General features: G+C 38.8%; 8 protein-coding genes. 4 read left to right on the top strand and 4 right to left on the bottom strand.

Annotated features, from left to right (window positions below; all coding sequences use genetic code 11):
* Window positions 1-233 precede the first annotated feature (233 nt).
* The gene (locus HDF25_RS23610) at window positions 234-851 is read right to left on the bottom strand and encodes a hypothetical protein (protein ID WP_184628868.1); all 618 of its coding nucleotides are present in this window, start codon (window positions 849-851) and stop codon (window positions 234-236) included.
* Window positions 852-995: 144 nt separating this feature from the next.
* On the opposite strand from HDF25_RS23610, the gene HDF25_RS23605 reads away from it, so the two are divergent.
* The 3 genes from HDF25_RS23605 (at window position 996) to HDF25_RS23595 (ending at window position 6,396) form a co-directional block, all read left to right on the top strand.
* Window positions 996-1,433 (top strand): hypothetical protein, encoded by a 438-nt coding sequence (locus HDF25_RS23605; protein WP_184628867.1) that lies wholly within the window; start codon window positions 996-998, stop codon window positions 1,431-1,433.
* 62 nt (window positions 1,434-1,495) lie between these two features.
* Complete coding sequence (locus HDF25_RS23600; protein ID WP_184628866.1) at window positions 1,496-2,722, top strand: exonuclease SbcCD subunit D C-terminal domain-containing protein; 1,227 nt, start codon at window positions 1,496-1,498, stop codon at window positions 2,720-2,722.
* Window positions 2,719-6,396 (top strand): AAA family ATPase, encoded by a 3,678-nt coding sequence (locus tag HDF25_RS23595; protein ID WP_184628865.1) that lies wholly within the window; start codon window positions 2,719-2,721, stop codon window positions 6,394-6,396. Before HDF25_RS23600 ends, HDF25_RS23595 begins: the two co-directional genes overlap by 4 nt.
* Window positions 6,397-6,443: 47 nt before the next feature.
* Here the strand turns inward: HDF25_RS23595 and HDF25_RS23590 are convergent, their stop codons facing one another.
* The 3 genes from HDF25_RS23590 to HDF25_RS23580 all read right to left on the bottom strand — a co-directional run bounded on the left by HDF25_RS23590 (window position 6,444) and on the right by HDF25_RS23580 (window position 12,034).
* Window positions 6,444-8,387, bottom strand: coding sequence for an oleate hydratase (locus HDF25_RS23590; protein WP_184628864.1), 1,944 nt, complete (start codon window positions 8,385-8,387; stop codon window positions 6,444-6,446).
* 137 nt (window positions 8,388-8,524) lie between these two features.
* The gene (locus HDF25_RS23585) at window positions 8,525-11,722 is read right to left on the bottom strand and encodes a chemotaxis protein CheB (protein WP_184628863.1); all 3,198 of its coding nucleotides are present in this window, start codon (window positions 11,720-11,722) and stop codon (window positions 8,525-8,527) included.
* A 153-nt stretch (window positions 11,723-11,875) separates the two neighbouring features.
* Complete coding sequence (locus HDF25_RS23580; protein ID WP_184628862.1) at window positions 11,876-12,034, bottom strand: lmo0937 family membrane protein; 159 nt, start codon at window positions 12,032-12,034, stop codon at window positions 11,876-11,878.
* Window positions 12,035-12,196: 162 nt separating this feature from the next.
* On the opposite strand from HDF25_RS23580, the gene HDF25_RS23575 reads away from it, so the two are divergent.
* Window positions 12,197-12,688, top strand: coding sequence for an ankyrin repeat domain-containing protein (locus HDF25_RS23575; protein ID WP_184628861.1), 492 nt, complete (start codon window positions 12,197-12,199; stop codon window positions 12,686-12,688).
* The last annotated feature ends 6 nt before the right edge of the window (window positions 12,689-12,694 follow it).

The raw sequence follows: 12,694 nt of genomic DNA, 5'->3' as shown, positions 1-12,694 counted from the left end.
AAATCATTGTAAACAACAAACAGGAATTAAAACTATCATTGTAAACACAAATCAGTAATTCACTTTTTACTGTAAACTTATCTCAGTATAGGACAGATAAGTTATTGTCTATGCTGTATTCGGTGTTGGAATAGGGTTGATATAGCCCAGAGCTATGCCAACCCTATTCCAACACCGAATACAAAATCAGTTTAAGATCAACCAGAAACCTCTTTTTAGCCTAATAGGAGAGGTTATTTAAACTCGTTTAATAGGTGCTCCTTTGTTTTGCCTTTAAGCGCTAGTGCAGCCATTTGTTTTGGGTTTTTTGTCAGGATTTTAGTGAGTATTTTTTCGGCTTCAGCACTACGGTTTAGAAAAATTAAATCCCCGGCGTAATTTATCAGGGTATCTTCGTAATGTTTATCATTCACATTCATTTTATTTAACCTGAGTTTATTCAAAGCTTCTGCTTTTATAAACTTCTCCCGGGATTTTTTAAGCTCACCAGTTTTTTCGAGCATTATTCCAAGATAAAATAAGAGTTCAGGATTTGTAGGCTCGACCACTTCAAATTTACGCATTGTACGAATTGCCATAGGATAATTCTTCCGCTCTACGTAGATGGAGGTCATATTGGAATAAGCAATGGCATAATGATTATCAATTTTTAAAGCACTGTCTAATAATATTAATGCAGTATCTACCTGTTTACTTCCAGGTAAATGCATCGCATTTAAACGAGATGCCCTGTTGTTTAGTGCTATAGCTTCGGGTTTAGGTTTGTTTTTTAACTCTTGGGCATAAGAGCCTGAAGTCACTACAAGTAATATCAGAATGGAGGAAAGATAATTCTTAACAGCTGAGGCCATGTTTTTTGATTAAAATTATTTTTATGGAAGTGCTAATGTAGTTACAAAACATAATGAGTTATGAAATCAGGTAAGCTTATTTTTTGGTTGTAAATATATTTATGGAATAATTATTGACTATTTTTAATCAAAAAAACCTCTTCAATGGAAAATACAACTACAGGATCTGGTGTTCCACCAAAAAAATCAAAAGGTAAATTCTGGACTATTCTCATTATTCTGGTGATTTTAGGTTTGGCAGGATTTTCTTATTACAAGTATTTTTTCGTTTTCGGTGAAGGTGTAAAAGCCGGACAGCTGAACTATTTTGTGAAAAAAGGATATTTATTTAAAACAAATGAAGGACGTTTGATACAGACAGGTATCCGTTCACAGGCTCCGGGAAATATAGCTTCAAATGAATTTATGTTTTCGGTAACAGATGAAAAGGTTGCTGATCAGCTCAATAAAAATGCAGGTTCCAATATTGAAGTGCATTACAAAGAATATATCAGCCCTCTTCCATGGAGAGGGGTTACTGTATTTGTAGTGGACAGTCTGATTTCTACTGCACCAGGAAATGGGGTAAATACACAGAACTAGTCTTTTCTAGCCATAGCAAATTAAACAATTGTCTAGGCAATTGTTTAATTTAGCAGGCAACGATGAGAATTCTTCATACCGCCGACTGGCACCTAGGAAAGAGACTGGAACAAAGTGAAAGGACAGAAGAGCATCAGGCTTTTCTGAACTGGCTGATACTGACCTTACAGACAGAAAAGATTGATGTTTTAATTGTTGCGGGAGATATTTTTGATACCGGCAGCCCATCCAATACAGCCTTTGAACAGTACTATGGTTTTCTGAGACAGGTTAAGGATACCTGTTGCCGCGAAGTGATTATCATTGGCGGGAATCATGATTCCATTAGTACTTTAAATGCCCCTCAGTCTTTACTTAAGTACTTTAATGTACATATCGTTGGTGGTGTCCCTGAAGAATTCACCGATCAGCTCATCGAAATACGCAATCCCGAAGGTAAACTCGAACTGGTAGTTTGTGCCGTTCCTTTTTTGCGTGACCGCGACATCCGGCTTTCAGTTGCCGGTGAGACTGCCGAAGAGCGCGAAACCCGGATCAAAAAGGGAATCAGCGATCATTATCATAAATTTAAAGCCTATATCGGCGAATATAAATCCAATCATATCCCTGTCATTGCTACAGGACACCTTTTTGCTGCCGGATCAAGTACTTCGGACAGTGAAAAAGAGATTCATGTAGGAAATCTTGGACAGATAGGCGGGGACCAGTTCCCGGAAGAGTTTAACTACGTAGCGCTGGGACATATTCATCGTCCGCAGATCATTAACAATATGAACCATATCCGGTATTCCGGATCACCCATTCCATTGAGTTTTTCTGAAACAGAAGATCGGAAACAAGTCATTGTCCTTGAATTTGAAGGAGATAAAATGATTAGCCTGATAGAAATTCAAGTTCCCTGTAACCGTAGACTGATCAGAATTAAAGGGGATTTTGAAAAGGTGAAAACCAAACTCGTTTTACTGGATGAACCCGAAACACTTTTCCCGGCCTGGGTGGAAGTACAGGTAGAAACGGAAACTTTTATTTTCGATCTGGAAGAGCAGCTGAATACACTGATTGTCAATAAACCTTTTATCGAAAGACTCTTTCCAAGACAACTTCGGATCAGGGCTTCACAAAACCTCGATGAACAAACCACAGAAGCGATGGCATTGACGGATCTCGATCCGGAAACCGTGTTTTTAAAACGCTGTTCCTCTGAATTTCCTGAGCAGGATCATGCCGATCTGCTGCTTACTTTCAATGAGGTAATCGAATATATGGCACAAAAAGAAGATAGGGTATGAAGATTATAAGTGTTAAATTTTTAAATCTGAATTCCCTGAAAGGGCAGCACGAGATCCGTTTTGATCAGCCACCTTTTACTGAAAGTGGTATTTTTGCTATTACCGGCCCTACAGGAGCCGGAAAAACAACCATACTCGATGCCATTACTGTGGCCTTATACGGGAAAGTTCATCGCCATACCAAAGATGTATTTGAGGTCATGACCCGTCACACAGCAGAATCTTATGCTGAAGTAGAATTTGAGGTTAAAGACAAACTATACCGGGCCAAATGGTCTATCCGGCGTAGCCGTGGAAAAGCAGACGGCCAGTTGCAAACCCCGAAAATGGAGCTTGCCGAGGCAGTTAGCGGAACCATTCTGATTGAACATCCTTTGCAGGAAGTGAGAGATGAAATCGTAAAATTATGCGGATTGGATTATAACCAGTTTTTACGATCAGTAATTTTATCGCAGGGCGATTTTACCCGCTTTCTGAAGGCCGATGAGAATGAAAGAAGTGAATTGCTGGAAAGGATAACAGATACCGGGATTTATTCGGAGATCTCTGTTTCTGCCTATGAAAGAGCAAGAGAAGAAAAGATAAAACTAGAACAGCTGCGTAATCAGCTGGACAATGTGGTTTTGCTGACTGCTGAAGAAAGGGAAGTTTACCAGGGTCAGTTTGAGGGGCTTTCTGTTCAGGAAAACCAACTGAAAGAAGAAGAAACTCTATGGAGAACCAAAATAGAGTGGCTGAATACTATAGGAAAACTGGAAAACAGAAAAACAGAACTGACACAGCGTTTAGTTGACGACCGGCTTTTTTATGCTACCCATGAGTCGCGGTTTATCAAACTTCAGCGACATCTGGCTGCGGCAGTTCATCGTCCGGCTCTGGCCGAGTTAAGTACTATTGAAAAGCAGCAGCAGAAAATTAAGACTGATTTGCAGGAGGCAGAATTACAGCACCCGGATCTGTTGAGAGAGGAAGCTGCAACAAAAAATGCACTTAATACATCGAAAGAGAAAACTGCACAGACGGAGAAAACCTTAGTGGAGATGGAGCCTGTATTTGAAATCGTCAGTAAGAAAGATATACTGATTGAACAGGCCGAAAATCAACTGCAAAAAACCAGTAAATCTTTTGAAGTTGCAAAGGCAGGCCTTGAAGTCATCACCGAAGCCCGTGCAGCAATGACTGTACAACTCAATACTTTGCAGCAAAGGATTGAGCACCTTTCTTTATGGCTGGAAGATAAAGTTCTGGACAACGGACTGGATAAGGAGGTTATAGTCCTGAATCAACAGGTTCAGCAATTGCATACTTTTACACAAAAGATTCTTGCTGTCGAAAAGGAAATAAAGGATTATACCGGGCAGACAGACCTTGCAAAACTGACTCTGGTTGAAATGAACCGGAATATCAATCTGGCGGATCAAAAGATACTGGAATATACAAATGCTTCCGCTGCGTTGAATCAAAAATTGCTGACTGTTCTAGGGGGGAAAGCTGTCGAGGAGCTGGAAACAGAATTAAGAGAGTTCCCGGTGCTGATTCAAACTTCGGAACAACAATTACGTCTGGCTGATCAGCACCACAAGTCTAAACTGGAACAGGATAAGCTGGTTGAAACACTGGCAGGATACCGCCTCAAAAACATAGCTGCTGAGCAATTAATGGCTGGGCTGAAAGTTGAAATTGAAGAGGGAACTACCCAGCTAACTTATTTGCAGCAGATCTATGAGCTGGAAGTGAAAGTGCAAAAATATGATGCAGACCGTTTGCAGTTGGAACCGGAACAACCTTGTCCGCTTTGCGGGTCGGTACACCATCCATTTGCTGAAGGAAAATATACCGGTAAACTAACCGAATCGGCCGAGCGCAGAAATCAGCAAAATGTAAAGCTGGATCAGCAGAAAGCAAAACTTGCAGAGGCCCTGCTTGAGTTAAATACACTGACCCATCAGATACAGACAGGTGAACGGTCACTTGTTGTTTTACAGGAATCAATCGCTTCAATTCTACAAGAGTTTGAAACCAATAACGAGAAACTACCTAAGCCACTGGACCTGAATAAACCAGCTATTATTGCTGCGGTTATTACCAGAAAAAAGGTACAGCAGCAGGATTTGCAGGTTCAGCTTAAATTGGTCAGGGATACGCAACAGGAGATTACCGTGCTTGAAAATAAGCTTCTTCAGGAGAAAGAAGCGTTGGCACAGGAAAAAAACAAGGTGGAACAGGCTGGGCTGACCATTAGTTTTGCCGAAAAGCAATTACAGGTGGTACTGAAGGAAAAGACAAAAACTGAGGAGGAACTTCAATTGGTACTGCAAAAGGCTACACTGTTGACAGCGCCTTTCGGAATTGTTTTTGACAAGGAGCGGGCTAATGAAATCATTCTTGAAATGAATGAAAGATATCAGCGTTATCAGACCTCTGTCAAAGAATTAAATCAATTGCAGCCTGATCTACGGCAAAAGGAAACTGAACTTAAAAATAGTCTGGCCGCATTGAATGAAAAGAAGGATAGCATTGAACAGTGGAGTGGACAGTTAAAAGCAGAACAGAGGATCTTGCAGCAGCTACAGGAGGACCGTATTGAGCTTTTCGGATCGAAAGATCCAGTTCAGGAAAAAGTACGGCTGACTGAGGCTTTAAAGAAATGTAGAATTGAAACAGAAAGGTTGCAGCACCAGGTACAGGAAAAACAAGAAAAGGTGCGTATTGCCGAAGACCGCCGGGCAGTCTTGCAATTAGCAGAACTGAATACTAAAGAATTGTTTACTGTTCATCTGGAACAATTAAGCGCAAAGCTGATTGGAGAGGGGCTGGCAGATCTAACTGAACTGAAGTCGTTATATCTGCCGGAAGAAGAAGTTAAAGCCACTGGGGAGCTGCAAAAAGAGGCAAATGAGAGAATAACTTCGGGAGAAAGTCTGTTAGCTGCTACAGTCAAAGAACTAGACACGGAACAAAAGAAAGCACTTACAGAAGAAACTATAGAGATTCTACAGCCCCGTTTAGCAGTATATGACCAGGAACTGAGACAACTACTCGAAGATAAAGTGAAAGTAAGACATATGCTCGCTGTGGACGACGAACTGAAATTAAAACACAGGGAAGTAGCCGGACAAATAGAAAATCAGCAAAAGGAGTCTGATCGTTTTCAGAAACTGTCGGCTCTGATTGGCTCTGCTGATGGAAAGAAATTCAGCCGTTTTGCGCAGGGACTTACCCTGGCCAGACTGACTGAGCTGGCTAACCGTCATTTACTGAGGTTAAGTGACCGGTATACTATTTTAAAGAGTCCGGAGAAAGATCTGGATCTGCAAATTACAGATGGCTATCAGGCAGATGTAGTCAGACCGATGTCAACCTTATCAGGAGGGGAGAGCTTCCTGGTCAGTCTATCTTTAGCACTCGGCTTATCTGATCTGGCGAGCCGGAAGGTACAGATCAATTCGTTGTTCATTGATGAAGGATTTGGTACGCTTGATGCAGAAACGCTTGATGTTGCCATTACTGCGCTCGAAAACCTCCAGGCAAATGGAAAAAGTATAGGAATCATTTCACATGTGGAAGCGCTGAAAGAAAGGATAGGTACACAGATCCAGCTGAGCAGACTGCCAGGAGGATCAAGTAAAATATCTTTATTCAATTATGGGGTCAGGGTAGAGACCGGGAAATAAGAAAAATGAGATCTGGATTTACCCAGATCTCATCATACAATTAATGCTTATTCATCTTTTACACCTTTTATCCAATCTTTGAACCTATTGATTTGTTCTGTTATAAAGGATTCATGTTCTTCTTCTCCTTCATCACCTACCGGTAAAATATGCTCAAAATAGGTTCCTTTCAATACTCTGCGTAATATACCTTCACCCAAAAATGGCTTATTGTCATTTAGCGTTTTCGCCGCTTTGAGTAAATGACGGATATCGTACTGCAAAGGATTAATATCAGGTACCTGCTTATTCAGGTTTAACAGTTCATAAACTGCAATTCTTGCTGTTCTTACAGAACTTTCCATGGTAAATACCACATCATTGTTTGTCTCTACAAACTGGCCGATCAATCCCAGGTTTTTACATCCTTCAGGAACAACTCCCGGACGGTCACCTTTAGCCCTTGGCATGAACATCGATGTGATATAGGGCATGAACGCTGTACGGACGATCGTGTTTTTTACTACATTATCCAACTGATCAATGATGCCCGTATGATAGCATAATTCGGCAAGGATTTCATCTCCAGTACATTCAGGCATTGTTTTCTTGATATAATTTCCTTCTTTATCCATGAAAAGTGCATACACCCAAAGTACCAGAATATCGTCTGGTTGTTCCGGGAAATGAGGTTGTCTGTTACACGTAAAACTCATTAACCAATTAGAATCCGTAATGGTAATAATTCCTCCGGTGGCTGTTTTTCCAGAATAAGGATCATTAACACAATATTCCTTTAGTTTTTCAACCAGTGCAGAAGGCCGGCAGGTTAAAGTCACGGATTCCCAGGCCGATTTTTCAATATTGCTGCAGAATTTTTCTGGTTTACCAAAGACTGCTGATTTAGCAGCAAGGTTTTTCCATAACTTCCATCCACCGCTTTTTCCACTTGTACTATTGTCGATAGCTATGATAGGTGCTTTTTTGTTATCACCATAGAAAGTATCTTCGGTCATTGAACCCGTAGTTACAATCACATAGTCTTCTTTTCCTACAGGTATTTTAACCTCTTTTCCGTTTTGGTCAGTAATAATCCCTTCAACTACCTTTCCTTCTGTATTGATATGAATATCAAGGTCGTTTATCAGCGTATTAAACTGGATGTTAACGCCTTTATCCCTTAGAAAATTACGCAAAGGAGTTATAAAGGTGTCATATTGATTGTATTTAGGAAATACTAAAGAAGAGAAATCGTTCAATCCATCAATAGCATGCAGGAAGCGGTGCATATAAAGCTTTAACTCCAGCAGGCTATGCCAATTTTCAAAGGCAAACATGGTACGCCAATAAGTCCAGAAATCGCTGCTTAGGAAGGTCTCACTGAAGTAATCTTCAATGGTCAGATCGTCCAGATCTTCCTTTTTCTTTAGCAAAAGTTTAACGATGGCCAGCTGGTCTTTTTTGTTCAGACCGAATTTACTGAAATCTTTTATTTCTCCTTTGTTATGGATAAGGCGGGCTTTGGAATAATTGGAGTCATTATCATTGATTAAACGATATTCATCTAAAACGGTGTAGGGAGCCGGCATTTCTAGTGCTGGAATGTCCTGAAATATATCCCAAAGGTTCTCGTAGGTCATGTCCATTTCCCGACCACCACGGATGATGTAGCCGTCTTTTGCATTACCTGCACCATCCAATGATCCTCCATCGATGTGCAATTGTTCTAAAAATGTGATGTTTTTGGCAGGCACCTGGCCGTCACGAATGAAATAATAGGCAGTTGCCATACCAGCTATACCACTACCTATAATGTAGATTTTACTATCCTGATATGATTTAACAGGAATCCCTCTGTTACGTTGATAATTTCCAATCTGGTCCGAAAACGGCATAGATTTTTGTGGTGTGTTGCGTTGTTGTTCTTTGCTTGAATCGGGCTCGTGATTCACATTTCCGTTATCAGAAGAAGCGCTTAAAATTTTGTCGAATTTAGAGGTAATTGATTTCATCGCTTATTGTTTTAATTATGAAATAAAGAAGGCTATACCAGCCTCTATCCAAAAACAAAGGTATAGGCAAAGGCAGATTATCTAAATGTAAAGAATCATTCAAAAAGGTGATAAGGATCAATTGATGGAAATATAAATTACGTTACAGACCTCAGGTGATCTTCTTTCTTGCATTTAAAGTGAATAATAAATTTACTACCCTTATCTGGCTTGCTTTCGACATTAATACTTCCACCCGCTGCATTTACGATTTTTTTAGCAAGGTATAATCCTATACCACGACCATCAATGTCCTGATGAAGCCGCCCATACATATCAAAAATACGATTAAGCCCCTCAGCTGGCATGCCTCTGCCATTATCCTCGACAGTTAATATGATATCATTTTCTTCCATTGAGGTATGGATATGAATTACAGGATGTTTATCACTTTGAAATTTAATACCATTTGAAATCAAATTAAACAGAATACTCCTGAGATTCTTTTTTGAAAAGAAAACCTGTTTAACGCCAAGATTCTTGGTGATAACTGCACCCGATAGCTTAATGTTAAGATCCAGGCTCCATTCTACATTCTTAATAATCTCTTCCAGATCAACCATTTCCATCATATCACTTTCTAATTTGGCTATGGTAGAGATATCACTTATTAATTCTCTGAATTTTTTAACAGAGGAGTTGATGATGATTAAAAATTTATTCAACTCCGGATCTGTTACTTTCCGGTTCATCACACCAATACTCATTTCAAGACTACCTAATGGCGCTAACAAATCATGGGAAGCAGTATTGGCGAAATTATCAAGATCGGCATTGATACGTAACAGACTTTCATTCTTTTTATCAAGCTCCAGTTGCGTCTTTTTTAGTTCAGTAATGTCATTAAAAGTAACGATTGCGCCTTTACTCTTATGATCAGTCTGCTGGATATAAGGCATAGTCATGATCTGGTACCACTTGCCATTATTAGTTTCAATTTCTTTAGTAATGACGCTTCCTCTGTCAATTACCTGTTTAATGTCTTCTATAATGGTTTCAAATTTTATATTGGTAGAAATGTTACTGATAGGTCTCCCTATGTCAGAATCCCGGAGATTAATTTGCTTTACCGTACCTGGTGAAAATTTCATTAACAACAAATTATTGTCAATAAATAACTGCCCATTGATATTACTTCTAAAGTAATTGTTCAAATCATCATTAACATCCAGTAGCTCCTTGTTTTTTAATTGATAATCAGAATTAATGGTATGTAATTCTTCATTTACCGATTGCATTTCTTCATTGGTACTTTGCATTTCTTCATTGGCAGAAATGAGCTCTTCATTAAAGGATTGAAGGTTCTCTGCAGAAGAATCAAGTTTCTCATAGGCCGAGTGAAGTTTGTCTTTTAGCTCCTTTAATTCTGCTTCCAGATTTAAAGTATATTGATTTAAGTATGTTTTTTCGTCATATACGTAGTCTTCTTCACTGCCCGGACCGACCGGATTAGCGTCACTAATTACAACCATCAGCAATCTTTGTTCTCCTTTTTTAACTACCAAAGGTGTGACAGAAAGAGATACTTTAACGGTAGATTGCCCGCGTTTAATTTTTATTCCATAAACAGTAGTGCTTTCATTTGTTTTTGAAACGGTTTTGCTTAACGTATTAAATGCTACTAAAAGGGGTTTGGGTAAAAGCTCAGCTAGGTTTGAAGTAAAATGTTTTTGGAGAAGATATTTTGTGGTATCTCCATAAGATTTTATAACAGAATCATTTTCATCAATACAAACAGCCATAAAGTTCAGTACTTCTGCCAGGCGGTCATTCATAGTTTCGGCTATAACGTTGGTCATATTTTTACCAATAGGTTCCCTTGCAGATGAAGAAGACATGTGTTTTAAATCCAGCAAATTGGGTAGTGAAAATGCATCAAAACTTATAGCCCGTTTTGTTTCGAGATTCCTGTATATCTTCCATTTTTTATTGGTAACTTCTAACTTTTCGATAATTGGCATTGGATTCTCGCTCGAACCTAAAAACAGGTATCCTTCCATCTTAAGTCCAAAAAGTAGCATGTTGAATATTTTTTTCTGCAACGTAGGTGTCATATAGATCAACAAATTACGGCAGCTGATTAAATGCATATTGCAATACGGAGGATTCTTCACCAGATCATGTTGAGCAAAAACGGCCATTTTTCTTATCTCCGGTTTAATCCGGTAGTTTTGACCTTCTTTTAAGAAATACCTTTCAATCCGCCGTGGAGATACATCCTTTTCAATAACCGAACTGTAAATTCCTTTAGCAGCAAGGACTAATGCTGCATTGTCAATGTCAGTTGCGAAAATCTTCACAACAGTATCTTTAAATTTTCCGGTTAACTGTTCTGCAATCAATATGGCCAGGGAATATACTTCTTCACCCGTAGCACAACCTGCCACCCATAACTTTAACTCTTCCCTGGGTGCCAGTTTTTTGAGTATTTCAGGCAATACATTACTTTGAATGAAGTCAAATGCTTCTTTATCTCTGAAAAATGAAGTTACACTAATTAAAAACTCTTTAGCAAGAGCCGTTACTTCTTCCGGTGTTGTTTTTAGAAAATCCATATAGTTGGAGAGCGAAGTAAAATTATGATAAGCTGCTCTTCTTTTAGTTCTTCTCAGGATGGTTGCCTGTTTGTAATCAGAAAAATCCAGAGGTGAATTTTCTTTAATCAGGTTAATGATTGCGATCAGGTTTTTTTGATCTCCTGGGTCATTAACTAGTAATCCTGCTTCATATTTTACATAATCTTCAATTGCGCCAGGCATTAATTCGGGCTCCAAAATAAAATCTACGATTCCGGTCGCCACAGCGTGGGAAGGCATACTGTTAAATTCTGACGTTTCGGGGTTACGCGCTATAACCATTCCACCTGCTTTTTTAATAGCCTTAATACCCTCAGTGCCATCAGAACCTAACCCGGATAAGACAATTGCAATAGATTTTTTACCGGAATTGACAGCAAGAGAATTAAAAAAAGTATTAATCGTTAGATGCGGTCCTGCTTTTTTTAGTTTGTCAGTTAAAAATAACTTGTTGTCTTGTATGGTCATGAATTTATTGCTGGGGATCAGGTACACCTGATTCCGTTTTACTTTGGCACCATTTTCAGCTTCTTTAACTACAAGTTTACTGTGCCTGGCCAGTAATTCTACCATTCTGCTTTTAAAATCAGGAGAAAGATGCTGGATAATTATATAAGAAACCCCATCTAAAGGGGTATGATCAAAGAAAGCATTGATTTCTTCCATGCCACCTGCTGAGGCTCCAATGGCAATGATATGATCGGGTTCAATAGTAGGCATGATGTGACTTTAAGAGAACGAAAGAATTAATAGAGCGGCTTTCAGTACAGAAATATTAGGAAATCAAAAATACAATTATATTATGAGAATAAATTAATAGTTAACTGTAATCTGTTCAATTGCCGTATCTTAATTTGCATTCATTATTGTTTTTTATGCGGCCCTATTGATCACTTTAAGAATGATTGCGATAACGGCAATGACAAGTAGTATATGGATTAAACCACCTACATCTCCAAAGCCGTGAAAGAAAAATCCAATTACCCAGAGTATAATTAATACTACGGCAACTAAATAAAGTAAATTTCCCATGATTTATTTAAGATTGATTGTGAAGTGACATCTGTTTAACAGTGTTCTTCTATAATTGTTTAAATTTAAAATGGCTTTGATTTTTTCAATCTTCTTATTCAATCAGAATTGTTGAAGTATTTTTAACATAAACAATTTCAAATCGCGTATGTTCTTAGTAGCATGGACAATATAACATCGGCATTGATTCATGCCTCGAGAACAGGTGATTTGCCATTATTGCAAGAAATATTAGCTCTAAAAACCAATCTCGAAATGCGGGATGATAAAGGTTATACGCCTTTGATCATTGCTTGTTATAATCATCAAACTGCAGCTGCGCGTTTATTGTTAGAATCAGGAGCTGATGTCAATGGGACAGATATTGGTGGCAATACGGCCCTTATGGGAGTGTGTTTTAAAGGTTATATAGAGATTGCTGAGCTTCTTATTGCCCATCATGTTAAACTTGATCTATTGAATGGAAACGGAGGGACGGCTTTAATGTTTGCAGTGATGTTTGGACGTAATGCCCTGGTTAGATTGCTTCTTGATCATGGTGCAGATGTAATGATCAAAGATTACCGGGGAATGAATGCCTTGGATATTGCTGTGCAACAAAATAATGAAGAAGGAATTTTACTGTTAAAAACCTTATATCTACCTGTAAATTAACAAGAA

Source organism: Pedobacter cryoconitis (genome assembly GCF_014207135.1).
Taxonomy (GTDB): domain Bacteria; phylum Bacteroidota; class Bacteroidia; order Sphingobacteriales; family Sphingobacteriaceae; genus Pedobacter; species Pedobacter cryoconitis_D.
This window is presented reverse-complemented; position numbering and strand designations above follow the sequence as displayed.